This is a genomic window from Pseudomonas sp. P5_A2_2, from assembly GCF_054177685.1.
The window spans coordinates 1-22,238 of the sequence record NZ_JBGCUL010000005.1; the positions used below are offsets into that span (position 1 = coordinate 1).

Here is a 22,238-nt window from a genome sequence, read left to right on the forward strand (position 1 = left end):
GCTCTATCGTGGTTCGTTTGCCTTCCTGAGCCAGAGCTACGACAAGCAGGTTCCGGATTCGACGCCCTTCATGATCTACGACCTGGTCGGTGGTTCGTACAACATCAACGGTGTAGTCGGCCCTTACGGCGGCATTAAGTACATCGAGCCGCTCTCCAAGGCGCAGTGGTCTTCGGAATCCCTGGCCGGCGCCGGCATTCGCTAAGCCAACCGCAAGCAAACGCTCCCACATGAGCTGCACGGCGCGAGGTGTGGCGCGGTTTTCCGATGAGGACGCAGTATGTGTTCGTATAAAAATAATATTTTGCGGCTGGCGTTTGGTGTCGTGCTCGGCCTGTCGCACGGCATCGCCCAGGCGGCCAATTACGTCGATGTGCTGGACCTGCCCGCCAGGGTCAGCGCCTTGGCGATCAACAGCCCTTTGTCCGGCATGGCCCGCGCCGGCGGGCGCGTGATCGCCGTCGGCCAGCGTGGCCATATTCTGTTTTCCGATGATGCCGGCAAGCATTGGCAGCAGGCCGCCGTGCCGGTCAGTGCCGATCTCACTGCGGTGAATTTTCCGACCACCACCCAGGGCTGGGCGGTGGGTAATGACGGCGTAGTGCTGCACAGCATTGACGCTGGTGCGACCTGGCACAAGCAACTCGACGGTCGCCAGATCGGCGCCTTGCTGGTCAAGCATTACACGGCGCTGGCCAGCGCCGAACCGGGCAATGAGCAATGGCCCCAGTTGGCTATGGAAGGCCAACGACTAGCCGATCAGGGCGCGGACAAACCGCTGCTCGACGTCTGGTTCGCCAACGACAAAACCGGCTATGTGGTCGGCGTATTCAACCTGATCCTGCGCACCGACGATGGTGGCCTGACCTGGACGCCATTCCAGGACCGCACTGACAACCCGCAAGGTTTCCACCTCAACGCCATCGCCTCCACCGGTGACAGTGTGTACATCGCTGGCGAGCAAGGCCTGTTGCTCAAGTGGGACGACAGCGCCCAACGCTTCAATGCCATGCCGACGCCTTATCAAGGCAGCTTCTTCGGCGTGCTCGGCAAGCCTGGCGAAGTGCTGATCTACGGCCTGCGCGGCAACGTGCTGCGCAGCACCGACGGCGGCCAGAGCTGGACTGCGCTGGACAGCGGCCTGCACGTCAGCATCACCGCGGGCCTGATCGATGCCCGTGGCAACTATCGCTTGTTCACCCAGGGCGGGCAGATGCTGGTCAGCCAGGGGACGGGTGCGCAGTTGCATCTGGTGCGGCAACCGGCACCGACCCCGGTCGCCGGTGCCGCCCAGTCCGCCGCTGGCGCCTTGGTGCTGGCCGGCAGCCGTGGTGCCCGGACGCTGTCCGCCGACCCAGCCCTCGAACCCTAAGAGCGAGAACCCAGACATGGGCAATATCAAACAAGACGCCATGCCGGTGATCCGCGAACTGCGGGATTTCGACCAGCGCTCCGGCAACCTCCTCGAACGGCTGGTGTTCAACTACCGGCCGCTGTTCATGCTGCTGATGGCGCTCGCCACCGTGGTGCTGGGCTTCATGGCCGTGACTCGCCTGGAGTTGCGCCCCAGCTTCGAAAAAATGATTCCGCAGAGCCAGCCCTACATCCAGAACTTCCTGGAAAACCGCCAGTCGCTGCGCGGTCTGGGCAACTCGGTGCGGGTGGTGGTCGAGAACACCCAGGGCGATATTTTCGATCCGCAATACCTCGACGTGCTCAAGCAGGTCAACGACCAGCTGTTCCTCACCGAAGGCGTCGACCGCGCCTGGATGAAGTCGCTGTGGAGCCCGGCCGTGCGCTGGACCGAAGTCACCGAGGACGGTTTCCAGGGTGGCCCGGTGATGCCCGACAGTTATCAGGGCTCGCCCACCGACATTGAACAGCTGCGTCAGAACATTTCCCGCGCCGGCATCGTTGGCAGTCTGGTGGCCAGCGACTTCAAGTCGACCATGCTGATCGTGCCGCTGATGGACAAAGCCGCGGCCGGTGGCCAACGCATCAACTACCACGCCTTCTCGCAGATGCTCGAAGAGCAGTTGCGCGACAAGATCGAATACGTCGGTGACAGCGCTGCGCGTAAATCCGGGGTCGAAGGCACCGGCCATTACAAGGTCCGGGTAATCGGCTTCGCCAAGCTCATGGGCGACCTGATCGACGGCCTGATCCAGGTGATGATGTTCTTCGGCCTGGCCGTGGTCACTTCGCTGATCATCATCTACGCCTACACCCGATGCGTGCGCAGCACCCTGCTGGTGGTCGGCTGCTCGCTGATCGCGGTGGTCTGGCAACTGGGCATCGTCGCCTGGCTCGGCTACGCCATCGACCCGTACTCGGTGCTGGTGCCGTTCCTGATCTTCGCCATCGGTGTGTCCCACGCGGCGCAGAAGATGAACGGCATCATGCAGGACATCGCCCGTGGCACCCACAAACTGATCGCCGCGCGCTACACCTTCCGCCGTCTGTTCATCGCCGGTGTCACCGCACTGCTGGCCGATGCCGTGGGCTTCGCCGTGTTGATGTTGATCGACATTCCGGTGATCCAGGACCTGGCAATCACCGCCAGCATCGGTGTCGCTGTACTGATCTTCACCTCGCTGTTGCTGATGCCGGTGGCGCTGTCCTACGTCGGAGTCGGCGCCAAGGCCGCCGAGCGTGCGCTGAAAATCGACAACCGCGCAGAGACGCACAAAGGCTTCGGCAGACTGTGGGACGCGCTCGATCGCTTCACCACCGCCAAGTGGGCCACCGGTGCCGTGCTGGTCGCCATCTTGATGGGCATTGGCGGCTATGTGGTCAGCCTGAACCTGAAGATCGGCGACCTCGACAGCGGGGCGCCGGAGTTGCGCGCCGACTCGCGCTACAACCGCGACAACGCCTACATCACCCAGCATTACGCGCTGTCCAGCGACCTGTTCGCGGTGATGATCAAGACCGCGCCGGAAGGCTGCCTGAACTACCAGACCCTGGTCCTCGCCGACCGCCTGGCCTGGGAGCTGCAACAGTATCCGGGTGTGCAGGCGACTGCGTCCTTGGTCAACGCGGTACGTCAGATCACCGCCGGCACTTATGAAGGCAACCCTAAGCTCAACAGCATCCAGCGCAACCAGGACGTGCTCAACTACGCCGCGCAACAGGCCTCGGTCAACTCGCCGGAGCTGTTCAACACCGATTGTTCGCTGATGCCGGTGATCACCTTCCTCAAGGATCACAAGGCCGAAACCCTGGACGCGGTGGTGGCGATTGCCGACAAGTTCGCCAAGGAAAACAGCACCGCGGATCGCCAGTTCCTGCTCGCCGCCGGTACTGCCGGTATTGAAGCCGCGACCAACATCGTGGTGCGCGAAGCCAATCGCACCATGCTGCTGTACGTGTATGCGGCGGTGACGCTGTTCTGCCTGATCACCTTCCGCAGCTGGCGCGCCACGCTGGTGGCGCTGTTGCCGCTGGTGCTGACCTCGATCCTCTGCGAAGCCTTGATGGTGGCCATGGGCATCGGCGTGAAAGTCGCGACCCTGYCGGTGATCGCCCTCGGCGTGGGCATCGGCGTCGACTACGCCTTGTACCTGCTCAGCGTGCAGTTGCACTTCCAGCGCCAGGGCTTGCCGTTGTCCCAGGCTTACCGCAATGCCGTGTCGTTCACAGGCAGAGTGGTCGGGCTGGTGGGCATCACCCTTGCCGCCGGCGTGGTGTGCTGGGTGTGGTCGCCGATCAAGTTCCAGGCCGACATGGGCATCCTGCTGACCTTCATGTTCCTGTGGAACATGCTCGGCGCGCTGATCCTGATTCCGGCCCTGTCCTGGTTCCTGCTGCGCGAACGGGCCCCTCAGCCCGGTTCTGTCGCGGTAACCGAAAACGCTGAATCCACTGAACGTCCCGGCATGCCCCATGCCGTGACCACTTCCGAGTAAGCCAAGATGTCTGATTACAAAGCTCCCCTGCGCGACATGCGCTTCGTACTCAACGAGGTTTTCCAGGTGTCCCGGCTCTGGGCACAATTGCCCGGCCTGGCCGAGGTGATCGATGAGGAAACCGCCGCCGCCATCCTCGAAGAGGCCGGCAAGATCAGCGGCGAAGTGATCGCGCCACTGAACCGCGCCAGCGACGAACAGGGCTGCACCTGGAACGACGGCGCGGTCACCGCCCCGGACGGTTTTGCCCAGGCCTATCAAGCCTTCGCCGAAGGCGGTTGGGTGGGTGTCGGCGGTGATCCGCAGTACGGCGGCATGGGCATGCCCAAGGCGATTTCGGCGCAGGTCGAAGAGATGGTCAACTCGGCCAGTCTGTCGTTCGGCCTGTACCCGATGCTGACCGCCGGCGCCTGCCTGTCGATCAAGGCCCACGCCAGCGAAGAACTGAAAGCGGCTTACTTGCCGAACATGTACGCCGGCACCTGGACCGGTTCGATGTGCCTGACCGAAGCCCATTCCGGTACCGACCTGGGCCTGATCCGCACCAAGGCCGAACCCCAGGCCGATGGCAGCTACAAGGTCAGTGGTAGCAAGATCTTCATCACCGGCGGCGAGCACGACCTGACCGAAAACATCATCCATCTGGTGCTGGCTCGCCTGCCCGATGCACCGGCCGGGCCGAAAGGCATCTCGCTGTTCCTGGTACCGAAAGTGCTGGTCAACGCCGACGGTTCGCTGGGTGAAAACAACGCGCTGTCCTGCGGTTCCATCGAACACAAGATGGGCATCAAGGCCTCCGCCACCTGCGTGATGAACTTCGACGGCGCCACCGGCTGGATCGTCGACGCGCCAAACAAGGGCCTGGCGGCCATGTTCACCATGATGAACTACGAGCGTCTGGGCGTGGGCATCCAGGGCCTGGCGCAGGGTGAGCGTTCGTACCAGAACGCCGTCGCATACGCCCGTGACCGCCTGCAAAGCCGCGCACCGACCGGCGCGCAGCACAAGGACAAAKCGGCCGACCCGATCATCGTCCACCCGGACGTGCGCCGCATGCTGTTGACCATGAAAGCCTTGAACGAAGGCGGCCGTGCGTTCTCCAGCTACGTGGCCCTGCAACTGGACATCGCCAAGTACAGCGAAGACGCACCGACACGCCAACGCGCGCAGGATCTGGTATCGCTGCTGACCCCGGTGGCCAAGGCCTTCCTAACCGATATGGGCCTGGAAACCACTTTGCACGGTCAGATGGTATTCGGTGGCCACGGCTACATCCGCGAATGGGGCCAGGAGCAACTGGTGCGTGACGTGCGCATCACCCAGATCTACGAAGGCACTAACGGCATCCAGTCCCTGGACCTGGCCGGGCGCAAGATCGTTGGTAGCGGCGGGGCGCTGTACCGCTTGTTCGCTTCGGAAATCCGCGAATTCACCGCCAGCGCTGGCGCTGATCTCGGCGAGTTCACCCAGCCGTTGAACGCCGCCGTCGACACCCTCGACGAGCTGACCGCGTGGCTGCTCGACCGGGCACAAAACAACCCGAACGAAATCGGCGCGGCCTCGGTCGAGTACCTGCACGTGTTCGGCTACACCGCGTACGCCTACATGTGGGCACGCATGGCCAAGGTCGTCATGAGCGGCGATGCCGAGGACGATTTCTACATCAGCAAACTGGCCACCGCGCGTTTCTATTTCGCCCGGTTACTGCCGCGTATCCACTCGTTGAGCGCATCGGCCAAGGCCGGCAGCGACTGCCTTTACGAGCTGCAAGCCGATCAGTTCTGATCGAAAGGACAAGGAACCTTAATCATGATGGCGACAAAAATAATCCCGCCCGCCGACGGCGCTTATGCCTATCCCTTGCTGATCAAGCAAATGCTGCTGTCCGGCGTGCGCTACCAGCCGGGTCGGGAAATCGTCTACGCCGACAAGCTGCGTTACAGCTACCAGACCCTCAACAAGCGTATTCGCCGCCTGGCCAATGCGCTGACGGCGGCCGGGGTCAAGGCCGGTGACACTGTGGCGCTGCTCGACTGGGACAGCCACCGTTACCTGGAGTGCTTCTTCGCCGTGCCGATGATCGGCGCGGTGCTGCACACGGTGAACATTCGCCTGTCGCCGGAGCAGGTGCTGTTCACCATGAACCACGCCGAGGATGACCTGGTGCTGGTGCATGATGATTTCCTGCCCCTGGTCGAGCAGATCCACGGACGGCTGGAAACCGTAAAAGGCTACCTGCAACTCACCGACGATGAAGCGACCACGACCTCGCTGCCGGTGCTGGGCGAATACGAACACCTGCTGTCCCTGGCCCCGGACCAGTACGACTTCCCAGATTTCGACGAGAACTCGGTCGCCACGCTGTTCTACACCACCGGCACCACCGGTGACCCGAAAGGCGTGTACTTCACGCACCGCCAACTGGTCCTGCACACCCTGAATGCCGTCGGCACCCTGGGCGCCTATCAGGGCCAGCCGCTGCTGCGTTCCGATGACGTGTACATGCCGATCACGCCGATGTTCCACGTGCATGCGTGGGGCGTGCCGTATGTCGCGACCCTGATGGGTATCAAGCAGGTCTACCCCGGCCGCTACGAACCCAACAGCCTGGTCAGGTTGTACCGCGAAGAGAAGGTGACGTTCTCCCACTGCGTGCCGACCATTTTGCAGATGATCCTCAATTGCGAGGAAGGCAAGGCGACCCGTTTCGACGGCTGGAAAATGCTCCTGGGTGGCAGCGCGCTGACCCTGGGCGTGGCCAGCGAAGCCAATGCCAAAGGCATGGTGGTACACGCCGGCTACGGCATGTCCGAGACCTGTCCGTTGCTGTGCCTGACGTACCTGCGTGATGAAGACCTGCAACTGTCCGCCGAAGCGCAACTGCCGATCCGCATCAAGACCGGCACGCCGGTGCCGATGGTCGACCTGAAGATCATCGACGCCGACGGCAATGACGTGGCCCATGACGGCGAGTCCCTGGGCGAGATCGTGGTGCGCGCGCCGTGGCTGACCCAGGGCTACCTGAAAGCCCCGGACAAAGGTGCGGAGCTGTGGCACAACGGCTGGTTGCACACCGGAGACATGGCCTCGATCGACAAGCTGGGCGGCGTGGAAATCAAGGACCGCATCAAGGACGTGATCAAGACCGGCGGCGAGTGGATCAGCTCTCTTGAACTGGAAAGCCTGATCAGCGAACACCCGGGCGTGATGTCCGTCGCCGTGGTGGGCATTGCCGACGAACAATGGGGTGAACGCCCGATGGCCATGGTCGTCTGCGAACCGGGGCATTACCTCGACCGCAAGATTCTGGAGGTGCATTTGCAAGCTTTCGTTGACGGCGGGCGCATCAACAAATGGGCGATCCCCAAGCAGTTCAAGTTCGTGACCGAAATCCCCAAGACCAGCGTCGGCAAGATCAACAAGAAGCTGATCCGGGAAACTGAAGCGAACTGAGGGATAAACCTGCCGCTGCTGCTGTTGTTGTAGGAGCGAGCCTGCTCGCGATGGACTGGAGAGCGCCGCGTTTAACCAGTAAACACGCGTAATCGTTAACGACCATCGCGAGCAGGCTCGTTCCTACAAGAATCCACCGTCACCAGGCGGTTTCTGGATAGTTTGCGGGGCGTCATCTTTGTCATAGTCCTCGCCAAAGATAACGCCCCGTCGGTCGCGGTTTTCAGCGCTTGTGCCAAGCTGAACGGGGTATTGAACCGCCGCGTATTCAATTGCCGGTCAGTCAAATCCCAGGAAGCCCACGACATGAACTTCACCCGTGCATCAAACGTCCGCCACGAGTTCTACAAAGCCGTCTGGTTCTATTTCAAAGTGGTGTGGCCGATCTTCTCGATACTGCTGATAGTGATCATTGCGTTCGGCCTCATCATCGCCCAACTGGAAGGATGGAGCCCGGATGACGGTGTCTACTTCGCCTTCGTGACGGGCCTGACCATCGGCTATGGAGAACTGGTGCCCAAATTGGGCGTCTCGCGAGTGCTGGCAGTGTTGCTGGGTTTCAACGGCGTACTGATGACCGCGACGTTCGCGGCGATCAGTGTGCGGGCGATTGAAGTGACCGTGACGGCGGCGCGGAAGGGGGATGAGTAGGGCAAATCCCAACCACAACACAAATCCCCCTGTAGGAGCGAGCCTGCTCGCGATGGCTGCGTAACATTCAGCATTTGTGCTGGCTGATACACCGCTATCGCGAGCAGGCTCGCTCCTACAGTTGTTTAGCTGTTCGGTCGGGATCGTCCAAGACTAAGCCTCCCAACCCGCCCCAGTCACCGCCGCCTGCACCAGCGGGTGCAAATCCGCCCCTTGATGCTCCGTCTGCCAGGCCAGCAATTCCTTGCGCATGCTGGGCGCCCAGTACATCTGCATATGATTGCGCACGCTGAGCACCGCCTGTTGCTGGTCCGGCTGGCTGGCAAAGTACTGGGCAATCTGGTTGGCCATCTTGATCAGGTTGTCCGTACTCATCGGCGCACCTCGGCTTTGGTCCCGCGTTCCTGGCGACGAGCATCAAGCAGGCGCTGTTGTTCGTCGCTGAATTCCTGGAAGCGCTTCTGCCACTCCGAAGGGTGGTACACGCGGCTGACCTCCACGGCGGTGACCTTGTACTCCGGACAGTTGGTGGCCCAGTCGGAGTTGTCGGTGGTGATGACGTTGGCGCCCGACTCCGGGAAGTGGAAGGTGGTGTACACCACGCCCGGGGCGACCCGTTCGGTAATCCGCGCACGCAGCACGGTCTGCCCGGCGCGGCTGCCGATGCCGACCCAGTCACCTTCGTTGATGCCACGGCTCTCGGCGTCGCTCGGGTGGATTTCCAGGCGGTCTTCGTCATGCCAGGCGACGTTGTCGGTACGCCGGGTCTGGGCGCCGACGTTGTACTGGCTGAGGATGCGCCCGGTGGTCAGCAGCAGCGGATAGCGACTGTTGACCTTTTCCTCGGTGGGCACGTAGCCGGTGAGCATGAAGCGCCCCTTGCCACGCACGAATTCTTCGATGTGCATGGTCGGCGTGCCGTCTGGTGCCTCGGCGTTGCACGGCCATTGCAGGCTGCCATGGCGCTCAAGTTCGGCGTAGCTGACGTTGGTGAAGGTCGGCGTCAGGCTGGCGATTTCATCCATGATTTGCGATGGATGCTGGTAATTCATCGGGTAGCCCAAGGCATTGGCCAGGGCCACCGTGCCTTCCCAGTCGGCCTTGCCGCCCAGGGGGTCCATGACCTTGCGCACCCGGGAGATGCGTCGCTCGGCGTTGGTGAAGGTGCCGTCTTTTTCCAGGAACGAGCAGCCCGGCAGGAACACGTGGGCGAACTTGGCGGTTTCGTTGAGGAAAATGTCCTGCACCACTATGCATTCCATGGCCGACAGAGCCGCGGTGACGTGCTGGGTATTGGGGTCGCTCTGGGCGATGTCTTCGCCCTGGCAATACAGGCCCTTGAAGCTGCCACCCAAGGCTGCCTCGAACATGTTGGGGATACGCAGGCCCGGGTCGGGTTGCAGGGTGACGTTCCAGGCCTGTTCGAACTGCGCTCGTACCACCTCGTTGGAGACGTGCCGGTAGCCGGGCAGCTCATGGGGGAAGGAGCCCATGTCGCAGGAGCCCTGGACGTTGTTCTGTCCACGCAGCGGGTTCACGCCCACGCCTTCGCGGCCGATGTTGCCGGTGGCCATGGCCAGGTTGGCGATGCCCATCACCGAAGTACTGCCCTGGCTGTGCTCGGTGACACCCAGGCCATAGTAGATCGCCGCATTGCCACCGGTGGCATACAGGCGCGCAGCGGCACGGATGTCGGCAGCGGCTACACCGCAGACAGGGCCAAGGGCTTCCGGCGAGTTTTCCGCACGGCTGACAAACTCACTCCAGATCGCGAAATCGCTACCCTCGCAACGGGCGTCGATAAAGGCCTGGTTGAGCAGTCCTTCAGTGACAATCACATGAGCCAAGGCGTTGAGCATGGCGACGTTGGTGCCGGGGCGCAGGGCCAGGTGATACTCGGCGCGGGCATGCACCGTATCCACCAGATCAATGCGTCGAGGGTCGATGACGATCAGCCGCGCGCCTTCACGCAGGCGGCGTTTGAGCTGGGAGGCGAACACCGGGTGGGCGTCGCTGGGGTTGGCGCCCATCACCAGGATCACGTCGGCCTGCATCACCGAGTCGAAACTCTGGGTGCCGGCGGACTCGCCCAACGTTTGCTTCAGGCCATAACCGGTCGGCGAGTGGCAGACCCGCGCGCAGGTGTCGACGTTGTTGTTGCCGAAGGCGGCGCGCACCAGTTTTTGCACCAGGTAGGTTTCTTCGTTGGTGCAGCGGCTGGAGGTGATGCCGCCAATGGAGTCGCGGCCATATTTTTGCTGCAAGCGGCGGAATTCACTGGCGGCGTAGGTCACTGCTTCATCCCAGCTGACTTCCTGCCAAGGGTCGCTGATGTGCTTGCGGATCATCGGCTTGGTGATGCGATCCGGGTGGGTGGCGTAGCCCCAGGCGAAGCGCCCCTTGACGCAGGAGTGGCCGTGGTTGGCCTGGCCGTTCTTGTCGGGAACCATGCGCACCAGTTGGTCGCCTTTCATCTCGGCACGGAACGAGCAGCCCACGCCGCAATAGGCACAGGTGGTGATCACGCTGCGTTCGGGCTGGCCCAGTTCGACCACGCTTTTTTCCATCAGGGTCGCGGTGGGGCAGGCTTGCACACAGGCGCCGCAGGACACGCATTCCGAGTCGAGGAAATTCTCGCCACCGGCAGCGGCCACGCGGGATTCGAAACCGCGTCCGGTAATGGTCAGGGCAAAGGTGCCCTGGGTTTCTTCGCAGGCGCGCACGCAGCGGTTGCAGACGATGCACTTGCTCGGGTCGTAGTCGAAATAGGGGTTGGAGGTGTCTTTCACGTCCTCCAGATGGTTCTCGCCTTCATAGCCATAACGCACTTCCCGCAGGCCAACCTGGCCGGCGACGGTTTGCAGCTCGCAGTTGCCGTTGGCCGAGCAGGTCAGGCAGTCCAGCGGGTGATCGGAGATGTACAACTCCATGACGTTGCGGCGCAGGGTCGCGAGCTTGGGCGTCTGGGTGTGCACGCTCATGCCTTCGCTGACCGGCGTGGTGCAGGACGCCGGATAACCGCGCATGCCGTCGATCTCCACCAGGCACATGCGGCAGGAGCCAAAAGGTTCCAGGCTGTCGGTGGCACAGAGTTTGGGAATGGTGGTGCCCAGCAACGCGGCGGCGTGCATCACCGAGGTGCCTTCGGGCACGCTGATGCTGCGGCCGTCGATGTTCAGGGTGACTTGTACCTGACTGTCGCGGGCCGGCGTACCGAGGTCGATATCGGTTTTCGGGTCGAAGAGAGTGATCATTGCTCGGCCTCCGAGGCTTGCAGACCGAAGTCAGCGGGGAAGTGCTTGAGGGCGCTGGCCACGGGATAAGACGTCATGCCGCCCAACGCGCACAGCGAACCGTATTGCAGGGTGTCGCACAGGTCCTTGAGGATGATCACCTGCTCATCACGACTGTTTTGGTCTGGCGCGGCCAGCAGGCGGTCGATCACCTCGACGCCACGGGTCGAACCGATACGACAAGGCGTGCATTTGCCACAGGATTCCTCGGCGCAGAACTGCATGGCGAAGCGTGCCATGCGGGCCATGTCCAGTGTGTCGTCAGCCACCACTACACCACCGTGACCGAGCATCGCGCCGATGGCCATAAAGGCTTCGTAATCCAGCGGCGTGTCGAATTGCGAAGGTGGCACCCAGGCGCCGAGCGGGCCACCCACCTGTGCCGCCTTCAACGGCCGGCCACTGGCGGTCCCGCCGCCGTAGTCTTCCACCAGCTCCCGCAAGGTCAGGCCAAAGGCCCGTTCCACCAGACCGCCGCGACGCACATTGCCCGCCAACTGGAAGGGCATGGTGCCCAGCGAGCGACCCATGCCGTAATCGCGATAAAACTGCGCACCCTTGGCCAGAATCAGCGGCACCGAGGCCAAGGTCAGCACGTTGTGCACCAGCGTCGGCAGGCCGAACAACCCCTGCAACGCCGGAATCGGTGGCTTGGCGCGAACGATCCCGCGCTTGCCTTCGAGGGAGTCCAGCAGCGCGGTTTCTTCACCGCAGATGTAGGCACCGGCACCGACGCGCACTTCCATGTCGAAGGCCTGGCCGCTGCCGCCGACATCGGCGCCCAGGTAACCGGCATCTCGGGCGATGTTCAACGCTGCACGCAGCGTGGCCACGGCATCCGGATATTCCGAGCGCACATAGATGTAGCCGTAGGTGGCGCCGACGGTAATGCCGGCAATCGCCATGCCTTCGATCAGCAGGAAGGGGTCGCCTTCCATCAACATGCGGTCGGCAAAGGTACCGGAGTCGCCTTCGTCGGCGTTGCACACAATGTACTTCTGCGCAGCCTGAGTGCCACGCACCGTGCGCCATTTAATCCCGGCGGGGAAGGCTGCGCCGCCACGGCCACGCAGGCCGGAATCGAACACTGCCGTCGCGGTCTGCTCGCCGCCAATGGCGATGGCCTGGGTCAAACCCTCGAAACCGCCGTGGGCCCGGTAATCCTCCAGCGACAGCGGCTGGGTAATGCCGGCGCGGGCGAACAACAGGCGTTGTTGAGACTTCAGATAAGACAATTCTTCCACCAGGCCCAAGGCCAGCGGATGCGTGGATGGCTCGCCTTGCAGCGCATCAAGCACCGACGGCACATCGGCCGCCGTCAGCGGACCGAAGCCGATACGACCTTGCGGGCTGTCCACTTCCAGCAGCGGTTCCAGCCAATACAGACCGCGCGAACTGGTGCGCTGCAGCTCCAGCGGCAGATTGCGTTCCCGGGCCTGAGTGATCAGGGCCACAGCGACCTCATCGGCACCCACGGCACAGGCAAGAGAATCACAAGGCAGATAGAGCGTCGGCATCATGCGTCCTCCCGGCAAGCGTCGAGCAGGGCATCCAGCCGCTCGGCACTGAGCCGCGCATGCACCCGGCCATCCAGCTCCAGAGCGGGCGAACAGGCACAAGCACCAAGGCAATACACCGGACGCAAACTGATGCTGCCATCGGCGCTGCTGCCGTGATCGTCCAGTTGCAGGCGCTCGCGCAACTGCGCGGCCAACTGCTCGGCACCGCGGCTCTGGCAGGACTCGGCCCGGYACAACCGCAGGATATGCCGCGCGGGCGGTGCGGTACGGAAGTCATGGTAAAAACTGATCACCCCGCGAACCTCGGCCTGACTCAGGTTGAGGGCATGGGCAATCTCGGGGACGGCGACATCGGGGATGTAACCGATGCTCTCCTGAATATCATGAAGAATGGGCAACAGCGCACCCGCAGAGCCCTTGTGGCGCTCCAGCAGACTGTTGACCACAGGCAGGTGCAACATCTCATCAGGCATTCAGCAATCCTCACAGTCACGGACAAACCAGGTGGTTGTCGGTTGTCCGAAAGTGTCGGCTGCGGCATTTACACCACGTCACGGTATCGTGGCATCTACAAACCGTCGGCCAGGGCACCCTGAGCGGGCATCTTGTTGTGCCCGGCACGGTCTTCGCCGCACCTCTAAAGGGGCATAAAAGCCAGATTGCCACGCGGCCCTTGATTCGGCTGCACCAGAGCGACGTGTTCGGTTCTGTCTACGACTATCATTAAGTCTAGATGAGCGCTGCAAGGGGCGTTCACACACTGGCCTAATGCCCGAAGGGCTTGTCGATGGCTGATGTATAGCAAGCATTACATGACAAAAAAAGCATCAGATCCTAGGGCAAACCAAGGCTCAGAACTGCTGAAAACGCTGTAGGAGCGAGCGTGCTCGCGATGGACGCAAATGATGACGCAGCCGTTCCAGCATGCTGCGAAAAACCTGGTTGATTTTCAACTGTCCATATCAAGTTCGAATTTAAGGGTGTCGCCTTTAGCACTGAAGACAGGAACCCACTAATACAAAATTACATAAGGATGTAGCACCGGGAGCAGACAAGCAGATGGAGCGGTTTAGAAAAATATTTCACGTTGTTTCGTAATTACTCAAAACAGCAGTCAGTGATTAATTAAGTTTTCCGAAATATCAATGAGTTAGCGTGGTCCTACGGCCCGCGGTGTAGGACGCTGTAGTGCGTTTCCTCGCATTTCTAATTTGCACAATGAAAGAGATCGGCGCTATTTATTCGAAACAGCGAACCGGGATGCGTTCGCTGGCCATCATTCATCGCAACATCGACAAGGAAACTGTCATGACTAAAACCACCACTGCGCAGTCCTCCCCACAAGCCCAGGAAATCTTCACCAAGGAAGAACTTCAGGCGCTACGTGAAACCATCAAAAAGTCCCGAGTAAAAGTCTCGGAAACCAAAGCACAAAGCTGTGCCTATCACCGCTGAGTGACATTGAACGAAAAGCGGGAAGGGATTTTCCTGCTTTTCCAGAATTACGCTTTTATTCACAAGGTCATATCGTCTCTAAGAGAGGAACGATGTATGCGGGCAACTTTTATTGGCCATCAAACGTGGCTGATTGAGCACGGTGCTACGAAAATCCTCATCGACCCTCTGCTGTGTGAGGATTTTGGTCTGGTCGATCAGTATCGCATCGACATCTATCCTCCCAGATCCGTAGATCATCGCGCCCTCGCGGATGTTGACCTGATTTTTCTGAGCCACGAGCATTCCGACCATTTTGATATTCAGTCCCTTAATTTGTTGCCGCGCAGCGCGCAGTTTGTGGTGGGGGCGACGATCGTGGAACCGGTCAAGCAGTGCATTCGTGACCTGGGTTTCCGCCTGACGGAAATCGACAGCACCGAACCGTTGGTGGTCAAGGACTTGAGCCTGAAGTTCTATCCGGCGGATCCGAAGACTGCGTTCTGGGAAAGTCGGGTCACGCAGATTCACCTGCAAGAGGCCGCGGGGCCTGTGACTGGTGTGTTCATCGCGGTGGATGCGCTGGTGTCGGAGCTGTTCAAGAACGATATCGTCGAAGAAAAAGTGGCGCCGCCGAAGCTGATCATTGTTTCCAACAATTCGCGGGTGTCGCCACCGGGGGCTTTTCAATCGCTGGAAAACTGGGCGAAAAATGCTCCGAACAGCAATCGAAAGACCGGCCCGCTAGGGCTTGGTGTACTGAATTCGGTGCTGACTACCTATCTGGAGGACTTTCCTGCGCAACCCGAACACATCGCCATGTGCGGAGGCGGATTCATAAAGCGTTTCGACGGTTTTGCCGCGTTTCCCTTTTCCGAACAGCCGATGCTCAGCCAGGTGGCCAATCAGCTCAGCCTGGACGTCAACGTCATTGGTCTTCTGCCCGGCGAAAACATCGAGCTCGATGCGCCGGACCCGGTCAGCCAATCAATTGACTGGATCAAGGTCAATCACCTTCAACACAAGTTGTTGATCGAGGAGCTGGAAACCTTTATCGACAGCAAGCGCTGCATCGAGGTCGCCACCTCGGTGTTACCCGATTTCGACTCACCCGCGCAGTACTTCGAAACACTGCGCCGTTGTCAGGACGAGCTCGATCGGTTGGCGAAAAGCCTGATGTTGTTTATCACCGGTCGCAAGGCTTTGCAGATGTCGCATTACCGCGGCAAGAAGCTTGGCCAGCGCCGGATAGTTTTCAGTTTCTTATCGCAGGCGCTTGGTCTGCGCCACAGTTATGCATTGGACATGTGCAGTGGCAGATTCGAAGCCGAGCCAATGACCAATCTCGACGCACTTATGGCGCAATATCCCTACGGTGTCTGCATGCCGCTGGTGGACTTCATGGGCGTGGCCGAGGGTGATACGCAGATCTGGGACGTTGTGGGCGTCTCGATCAAATCCTGGTTCGAACACGGGATTTTTGACGGGCTGATTCCATTTTTCTACAGCTATTACGGTGAAAACGGCAGCCCGCAATTGCTGGGCAAAATCATCACCCGTGCCATGGGCTCTCTGGAGGTCAAGGCATGCAATTGATTAATATCGGCCATCAGAGCTGGTCGGTAACCGCCGGCAGCACACATGTGCTTATTGATCCGGTACTGGGGGAAGGCTTTGGCTCTGACCCGCATTGCAGTTTTCGGATAATCCCCTCACGGACGGTGTCGATCGCGCAGATGCCGGCAGTGGAGGCGATCATCTTCACGACCGAGCACCTGCAGCACTTCCACCCCGCGACCCTAGCGCATTTGCACAATGTATACCGGCACAAACTCAACAGCACCCGAGTGTATGTGCCTGAACTGTTTCCCCTAGTCGCGCGAGAAATGCTCCAAGAGTGTGGTTTTCACGTTTTCTGCATTGAAACCCAGCAGGATTTCGAAGTCGGAGAGCTGCGTTGTCGTTTTTACATGCCGCGCACGGATGTATTGTTCTGGGACAATCGCGTGGCATCAATCTACCTTCGCGATAGCGGGGATCGGGCGCTGTTCATTCAGTCTGACACGCGAATAGCGGACAGCTTCTATGTCGAGGCCAACGCCGGAACCATTGCGCCGCCCAATGTGATGGTGGTCACCAACAACTTTCAGGCCAGTGCTGATGGTTGTTCTATCGGGCTGGACAACCTGTTGCCGGTCGCGGACCCGAAATACGGCCGAATATCAGGGCTGAGGTTATTGGACGAGATCGTGACGCGGCCCTCGAGAAGAATTGAGGCGCCTGTCACGTTGCTGATTGCCGGTAACGGTTACATCGATCCCAAGCAGAAAATCCACCATTTGTGGAGCAACCGTCAGTTGGCGCAGATCGCGAGCCAGATGTCGCTTCTCAGAAAGGTGTATGCGCTGGCGCCAGGCGACAGTTTCGACGTGAACACCGCGCTTCCGGGTGACAACGCACACTGGATTAGCCTGACGGATGACCCACCTGAGCAACAAGAAAGTCCCCCCCGTAATGCAGGGGAAGTAGTCAGCCTGCAAGAACTCAAGGTTCATCTCGACGCGATGGCCAGGACATGGACGATTACGGCCTATGGCCAAGTGCTCATGGCGCAGACACATTATCTCGGGCGTCCATTGGGCGCCCGCAGGCTGGTAATTCAAATAGTGGTAGAGGGCTCGCAAAGCATCGATTTTGTCCTGGATGTTTCCAGAGTCGAGTTTGTCCGCGTCGAAAGCCTGGGCGCCTCGGCGATCAAGCAGTATCCCTTTGGCATTCGGGTTGACCTTGCGGATTTCAGTCGGTTGATCATGGGCGAGTTGCAAGTGTGGGAACTGATCAACATCTCAGCATCCCAATGGTACGTCTGTGATCGCTATGACAGCCCGTTGGCATTTTGGCTTGAGTTTTACAGCGAGCAGGTGGATGAGGAACGTGCTCGGCGCAGTTATCAATTTTCTCTGGTCAACGGCGTATGAGTGGCGCAGGCGTTTTTCGGAACGTAACGCTCGAGCCGATGGCGGATGCTTGCGCACATCAGCTCACCCAAGAGACTCAGACGTGGCTGGATAGTCTGACGGGAATGAGGCTTTTTCAGCCCCTTGAACAAATCGCTGGGTCGAGCAAATCGATAGTCTGGAAGGGCCGCATCGCTGGCTCCGCACAGCAGGTTGTGATCAAGCGCTATCTCGAGAAACGGCTTTATCAGGCTGAAGTCGAAGGCTACCTGGTGTTCCGCGGCGGGCCAATTGCTCGAATTCTGCATCACGATGCGACGCTGCATGCAGTTGTGCTCAGTCACGTTCCGGGACGTTCCGCGCAAGCGACACGCCGGGATCTGGATCGAATTATTCAGGCCTACGCCTTGATGCATCAGGCCGCTGTTTCAAATCTGACCGTGGCTAGGGCTTCGGAAGCGTTCGAGCCTGACTCATGCTGTTGCGCAAAGGCCGGTTCCGGTCTTGAACGACACCCGGTGAGTGTCGGAGACGTAAAGCCGGAACACATCATAATCAGTTTGGAGGGGGTACGGATCATCGATCTGGAAACCTGGTCGCTGCAGCGTACGGTCTGGTTCGACGTCATGTCGGCGGCAAATTTCATCTTGCCGCACATGAAGTGCGCTCCGGATTTGGCCTGGATCGTTCAGCGTTACTGTCACTATCGCGGCTGTTCGATTGATGAATACGACTTTCGCAAAATTCACCGTTGCTACCAGGCCGTCCAAGCGCTCTCGCCTCATCGCGACTATGTCGAAAGAGCCATCCAATGAAGTGGATGTACTGCTTCACCCCGCCGATCAAGTTTACACAAACAGACAGTACATCTGTCTGCCGTTTGCGTGGCGGCATTCTGCGCGTCGCCTTCAGGCTTTCGCCACTCGCGACGGTGACTTACCTGCTGCTGCTCGTCTCGCAGTACATCATTGCGCTGCTGTTCATCTATAAATTGTCGAGTCTGGTAGGCGGGCAAGGTATTGACAGCTTCGCGGTGGGCGATGGTGTCATCTTGCTGATGTTGGGGGGCTGTTCATTTCTGGTGGTAGTAGGGCAAATCAATGCCGAACGATACTTCAACTTGCGGTTCTGTAACATTTTCGGTCATTTGCTTTCGATGCATGTGAGACCCAGCGTAGCGCTGCCAGTGCTGGAAAGGMTGGCTTCGCGTGACCTCACCGTGGTGATGGACGGAGTGGGTGCTTCGCTGAATCTGTTTGCGATCCCTTCGTTTTTGCTGTTGGCCACGTTGGGCGTGGTGGCAATGTACGGCCCTGTGGGACTCGCCGTAGTCGGAATGATTGCTGTGTTCATTCCGGTCTCCTACGGACTCTCCAGGCTTGCTGATCGTAACTACAACAAGATCATGGATAAGGTGACCAAGCGAACGGAACAGTGCTCGCAGTGGCTGCAACATGGGCCGTTGCTCAAACAGTTCGCCGACCAAAGCGAGCAGCAGCGCATTGGCAGCACCCTGAATGAAGAGCTGTGCCTGCGCAATCGAGATACGTTGTTGCGCGGTGCAGACAGTTACATCGTTGGCTTCGGGCGTCTTGTGCCTTTTATCCTGTTGGCGAGTATCGGTGCAACGGCTTATCTGTTGTCCTGGGAAGGCGCTGTTTTCTGGCTGGCCATCCCGTTGTTGTCGGCGATGCTCGGCATGCCAAGAGCTTACCTAAGCTATAAAACGGTCGGTCGATCCCTTGACGAACTGGATACACTGTTCGTTGACTGCTGCTCAGAGTCACCCGCCCGGTCCGGTGTCGCTGACTCTCGATATGAGATCCTTTTCGATGAGAACTGGCCAGTCTGGCCTTCCACACTCCTGGGTCTGATTCCTGGTGTTCTGCCCGAAGACACCACGCAAGTCCATGCGCTCATGACGCATTTCAGGCTCGTGCCGGAATTGGGCAAGACGCCCCGCGAGGTCGCAGACAAATACATCGATCTCGACGCCAGCAATCTTTCCAGTGGCCAGCGCTTGCGCTTGCAACTAATTCGGGGCGTTTTTCTTGCCCGTCTGCAAGGTCGGTGCTTATTGATCGATAACGATCTTTCATCACTGGACAGCGCCGCGGCACTAGCTGTCAGAGATACGTTGTCTGCCTTCGCAGATATACGTTTTTGCACCACGGCATCAAAGGCGCTCGATAGTCGGCGCAGCGACGAGTACCAGGGAGGCGCAATGGATGCCCCCAAACCCAAAAATCAGTCGACTGCATCGAGCGGATATTTCGGCCTCGTGCAACTTCTGAAGTGGTCCGTCTGGGGCGTGATCGCTTTGTTGGTTCCCGCCGTGATGATGAGCTACGCAGGCAACCTCACCTTGCCGGAGTACGATCCAGGCGCAGGCTGGATACTGGCCTATGTCATTGCGGGCATCGCAACAGGTATCTGTGCCGGCCTTTATATCGAGTCGTCACTGCGCGCGCGTATGGCGCAGGCACTCAGGGAAGGACTGCGGGATACGCGCGCTGGAGGCAGAACCAACCACCTGCAGGTTGTGTCGCGTGATGTCACTACCGCATTTGAACGTATCGCCTGGTACGCCCACGACATGGCGTGGGTCGGTGCGTTGCTGACGTGCAGCATCGGTGCTCTGTGGTTCGGTTTTGGTCTGTCGGGGTTGATGCTGGCTGGCGTTTTTACTGGCGCACTGGTTTGCCTCTATCGACTGTCAATGAACGAGTTGTACCGCTCGAGATTAGCAACCGTCGCCGGATTCGATGCCCTGATCAGGTCGACGCAGGGCAGTCATTCTCTTTCCGGTGCAGGCATCAGCGGGCTCGAAAAGCTTGGCGGGTGGCTGGCTCAGACTCGCCAAACTGTCGTTCTGCAAGGCCTGGCCCATTTCTATGAGGCATGCATGATCAGTGTGATTGCGCGCACCATTTGTGCCGCCAGCTGTACCTTGCTCAGCGATATGGCCATTGTCTTGATCGTCATGCTTGGCGCATTTCATCAGGCGTCCGGCGCCGGTTTTGTTCTGGCTGTCACTGCGTTGTTGTTGGTGCGCTCAGACTTGTCCAATGTCTTTCTTGCCATTACTGGGTTCAAATCGCAGTCCATTTCGGTTGATCGATTGCTGAGTTTCAGTTCGAACAAACTCAAGGTTCCTGTTCGGATCAATGGCAAGACTATTCATATCAGCGGTTTCAGCGCCCGACGGGGTTACCTCCCACTGACAATGCAAAGAAGTGGCCTGCAACTGCTCCGGGGCGCTTCGGGAACGGGCAAGAGCGATTATCTGAAAGGCATTGCCGGGGTGATCGAAGTCCAGAGTGTGGCGCAAGACTCTTTGATCCCAGACCACTCATTACAGACCTGGTACTTCAATCCGACGGTCATGGAGCTGATCTTCAAGACTAACGATGTGGTTGGGGCTTTGATGGAATGGCTGGAAGCCCTTCCGGCCGACGGCAGCCAACTGGTGTTGCTGGATGAAGTGTTTCTGTCACTGACGGTTTCAGCTGCAGTCGATGCAGCCACGCGACTGCAAAATTATGGCCAATCCTCCACGAATACATTGGTGCTGATAGACCACAGGCTTGACCTTGATCCCACCATCGACTTGCTGGAGATTGTCCGCTGATGCCTTCCCCGAATAGCTTTGACACGCAACACCCCGACATTTATTTGGGGGATCGCGGCTTCCTTCAGCGTTACGGCAGCCCGTACTCCAATAAAGAAGTGGAGAGCTGGGCGAGGACGGTATCGCAGCGTTCGGGGCTTGGTCTTTGCAGTGGCGATTGGGTAACGGCGCAGGCTTTCAGCCAAGCATTGAAGGACGTCACGTTTCGACATCTCTACCATTCCCGGTTTCTGATTAAAGTCATCGACAAATCGTCGGCGAGGCTGCTCAGCGTCAGTGAAGTCCAACAGAACCCGACCCATTACTATAGATCGTCGCAATACGAATTCCTGCCGGATCTTGAGCAGATCGACGCGGACATCGAAATCATCAATCGCTTTGCGCCTCGTCTGGTCAGCGTCGGTGGTGACTGGCTCGATATTTTGCTGGCGCAAGGCCATACCTCGTTGATTGAGCAAATTGTCCGAGGACTCATCACTCGAGCAGTGTCAGGCACGCAATGGTTGATGTTGACGTTCAATCTGACCGATCAATGCCTGTGGCTGCTGGAGCATCTAAGGTTCGATGGCGTCCTGACATCTGTCAACCTCCTGCAAATGGATGACGTTGCAACCCTCGCTCATCTTCAAACGATCAAACATCGCTGGCCGCTGTACGCGTTGCACTGTCTGGCTGGCGGCATCATTCCACTGGCGCCGGCGCTGGATTATGCGTTGAACCATGTGGGGGTCAGGGCTTGCATCGTCGGAGCTGGCAGTGCGGAACATATTGCCGAATTGATCAAATTCGAAGCGTCCAGCGGGAGGTATCGATGACCCTGATTTTGATGCGTCGCGCCTCGCAACTGCGAATGCCCGCCAGTCTTGAGAGCTTTCAAGCGATAGCGGCGGCGCATGCTGATGCCTTGTTTGTCTCGGGCTGCTCTCGCTGTTATCAGCAGGATCTGGTTTTGGCCGCTGAATGCGGGTTGGAAACATATGAATGGCCAGAAGAGTATTACGACCCGGAGTTGATCTTTGGAGCGCGCAAGGCGGATTGGTTACTGGATGAGCACGCCGGCTTGGATAACAGCGATTCTCTCGCCGTGATTTATCACAAATTCGCCGCCCGGTTACAGGCAATGCTCGAGTCCGGAAAAAATCGAACCATGGTGCTTTACTTCGACCAGTTGATGCTTGAACTGGTGGTGGCCTGTTTGAGTGGGCAAGGTGTTGCTCTGCTCAAATCATTTTCACTGTATCTGGATGAACACGCGCTTGCCATATTTGGCCGCATTTGTTTCGGCGTAGGATTTCAGTGGGTGTTACTGCAATCCAATATCCGCGCGGCCGACGCGTTTTACACCAGGCCTGAACTTAGACTGGTCACTTGATGACCATTGGTAAATGGAT

16 protein-coding genes and 1 pseudogene are annotated in these 22,238 nt (G+C 59.3%); 13 read left to right on the forward strand and 4 right to left on the reverse strand.

Annotated features, from left to right (window positions below; all coding sequences use genetic code 11):
* From ACXRVY_RS01495 to ACXRVY_RS01520, 6 genes and pseudogenes are all read left to right on the forward strand, one after another.
* A pseudogene (locus ACXRVY_RS01495) lies at positions 1-205 on the forward strand (DUF1329 domain-containing protein); the annotation flags it as partial.
* A gap of 75 nt (positions 206-280) precedes the next feature.
* A complete protein-coding gene (locus ACXRVY_RS01500) occupies positions 281-1,372 on the forward strand; it encodes a WD40/YVTN/BNR-like repeat-containing protein (protein ID WP_223460174.1) in 1,092 nt (363 codons plus the stop codon).
* Positions 1,373-1,388: 16 nt separating this feature from the next.
* Positions 1,389-3,908 (forward strand): efflux RND transporter permease subunit, encoded by a 2,520-nt coding sequence (locus ACXRVY_RS01505; protein ID WP_458236972.1) that lies wholly within the window; start codon positions 1,389-1,391, stop codon positions 3,906-3,908.
* A gap of 6 nt (positions 3,909-3,914) precedes the next feature.
* Positions 3,915-5,693 (forward strand): acyl-CoA dehydrogenase C-terminal domain-containing protein, encoded by a 1,779-nt coding sequence (locus tag ACXRVY_RS01510; protein ID WP_458236973.1) that lies wholly within the window; start codon positions 3,915-3,917, stop codon positions 5,691-5,693.
* 24 nt (positions 5,694-5,717) lie between these two features.
* A complete protein-coding gene (locus ACXRVY_RS01515; RefSeq protein WP_223460180.1) occupies positions 5,718-7,361 on the forward strand; it encodes a fatty acid--CoA ligase in 1,644 nt (547 codons plus the stop codon).
* 306 nt (positions 7,362-7,667) lie between these two features.
* On the forward strand, positions 7,668-8,012 hold the full coding sequence (locus ACXRVY_RS01520; protein ID WP_223460182.1) for a potassium channel family protein: 345 nt from the start codon (positions 7,668-7,670) through the stop codon (positions 8,010-8,012).
* 153 nt (positions 8,013-8,165) lie between these two features.
* Here ACXRVY_RS01520 and ACXRVY_RS01525 read toward each other — a convergent pair whose 3' ends face one another.
* The 4 genes from ACXRVY_RS01525 to ACXRVY_RS01540 are packed head-to-tail and all read right to left on the reverse strand — an operon-like array spanning position 8,166 to position 13,298.
* Entirely contained in the window at positions 8,166-8,387 is a 222-nt protein-coding gene (locus tag ACXRVY_RS01525) for a formate dehydrogenase subunit delta (protein WP_046040259.1), read from the reverse strand.
* Positions 8,384-11,266, reverse strand: a complete 2,883-nt coding sequence (fdhF, locus tag ACXRVY_RS01530) for a formate dehydrogenase subunit alpha (RefSeq protein WP_223460184.1) — start codon at positions 11,264-11,266, stop codon at positions 8,384-8,386. The genes ACXRVY_RS01525 and fdhF overlap by 4 nt, the downstream gene beginning before the upstream one ends.
* Entirely contained in the window at positions 11,263-12,825 is a 1,563-nt protein-coding gene (locus ACXRVY_RS01535; protein WP_223460186.1) for a formate dehydrogenase beta subunit, read from the reverse strand. Before ACXRVY_RS01535 ends, fdhF begins: the two co-directional genes overlap by 4 nt.
* Positions 12,822-13,298: a formate dehydrogenase subunit gamma gene (locus ACXRVY_RS01540; protein WP_458236974.1), complete on the reverse strand. Its 477-nt coding sequence runs from the start codon at positions 13,296-13,298 to the stop codon at positions 12,822-12,824. The genes ACXRVY_RS01535 and ACXRVY_RS01540 overlap by 4 nt, the downstream gene beginning before the upstream one ends.
* 715 nt (positions 13,299-14,013) lie before the next feature.
* On the opposite strand from ACXRVY_RS01540, the gene ACXRVY_RS01545 reads away from it, so the two are divergent.
* From ACXRVY_RS01545 to ACXRVY_RS01575, 7 genes are read left to right on the forward strand one after another with little or no spacing between them, the layout of a single operon-like run.
* Positions 14,014-14,280 carry a hypothetical protein gene (locus ACXRVY_RS01545; RefSeq protein ID WP_223460190.1) on the forward strand — a complete coding sequence of 89 codons (267 nt, stop codon included), beginning with the start codon at positions 14,014-14,016 and terminating at the stop codon, positions 14,278-14,280.
* Between the two features lie 6 nt (positions 14,281-14,286).
* Entirely contained in the window at positions 14,287-15,855 is a 1,569-nt protein-coding gene (locus ACXRVY_RS01550) for an MBL fold metallo-hydrolase (protein ID WP_223460192.1), read from the forward strand.
* Positions 15,846-17,237, forward strand: a complete 1,392-nt coding sequence (locus tag ACXRVY_RS01555; protein WP_223460194.1) for an MBL fold metallo-hydrolase — start codon at positions 15,846-15,848, stop codon at positions 17,235-17,237. Before ACXRVY_RS01550 ends, ACXRVY_RS01555 begins: the two co-directional genes overlap by 10 nt.
* A complete protein-coding gene (locus tag ACXRVY_RS01560) occupies positions 17,234-18,031 on the forward strand; it encodes a hypothetical protein (protein WP_223460196.1) in 798 nt (265 codons plus the stop codon). Before ACXRVY_RS01555 ends, ACXRVY_RS01560 begins: the two co-directional genes overlap by 4 nt.
* Positions 18,028-20,847, forward strand: coding sequence for a hypothetical protein (locus tag ACXRVY_RS01565; protein WP_458236975.1), 2,820 nt, complete (start codon positions 18,028-18,030; stop codon positions 20,845-20,847). Before ACXRVY_RS01560 ends, ACXRVY_RS01565 begins: the two co-directional genes overlap by 4 nt.
* Positions 20,847-21,662, forward strand: coding sequence for an aldo-keto reductase family protein (locus ACXRVY_RS01570; RefSeq protein WP_223460200.1), 816 nt, complete (start codon positions 20,847-20,849; stop codon positions 21,660-21,662). The genes ACXRVY_RS01565 and ACXRVY_RS01570 overlap by 1 nt, the downstream gene beginning before the upstream one ends.
* Positions 21,659-22,219, forward strand: a complete 561-nt coding sequence (locus ACXRVY_RS01575) for a hypothetical protein (RefSeq protein ID WP_223460202.1) — start codon at positions 21,659-21,661, stop codon at positions 22,217-22,219. Before ACXRVY_RS01570 ends, ACXRVY_RS01575 begins: the two co-directional genes overlap by 4 nt.
* The last annotated feature ends 19 nt before the right edge of the window (positions 22,220-22,238 follow it).

What these genes read in the sequence shown, in the direction of transcription:
- ACXRVY_RS01500 (WP_223460174.1), top strand. Translation starts at nt 281, where the DNA reads ATGTGTTCGTATAAAAATAATATTTTGCGGCTGGCGTTTGGTGTCGTG.
- ACXRVY_RS01515 (WP_223460180.1), top strand. Translation starts at nt 5,718, where the DNA reads ATGATGGCGACAAAAATAATCCCGCCCGCCGACGGCGCTTATGCCTAT.
- ACXRVY_RS01520 (WP_223460182.1), top strand. Translation starts at nt 7,668, where the DNA reads ATGAACTTCACCCGTGCATCAAACGTCCGCCACGAGTTCTACAAAGCC.
- ACXRVY_RS01525 (WP_046040259.1), bottom strand. Translation starts at nt 8,387, where the DNA reads ATGAGTACGGACAACCTGATCAAGATGGCCAACCAGATTGCCCAGTAC.
- fdhF (WP_223460184.1), bottom strand. Translation starts at nt 11,266, where the DNA reads ATGATCACTCTCTTCGACCCGAAAACCGATATCGACCTCGGTACGCCG.
- ACXRVY_RS01535 (WP_223460186.1), bottom strand. Translation starts at nt 12,825, where the DNA reads ATGATGCCGACGCTCTATCTGCCTTGTGATTCTCTTGCCTGTGCCGTG.
- ACXRVY_RS01555 (WP_223460194.1), top strand. Translation starts at nt 15,846, where the DNA reads ATGCAATTGATTAATATCGGCCATCAGAGCTGGTCGGTAACCGCCGGC.
- ACXRVY_RS01560 (WP_223460196.1), top strand. Translation starts at nt 17,234, where the DNA reads ATGAGTGGCGCAGGCGTTTTTCGGAACGTAACGCTCGAGCCGATGGCG.
- ACXRVY_RS01570 (WP_223460200.1), top strand. Translation starts at nt 20,847, where the DNA reads ATGCCTTCCCCGAATAGCTTTGACACGCAACACCCCGACATTTATTTG.
- ACXRVY_RS01575 (WP_223460202.1), top strand. Translation starts at nt 21,659, where the DNA reads ATGACCCTGATTTTGATGCGTCGCGCCTCGCAACTGCGAATGCCCGCC.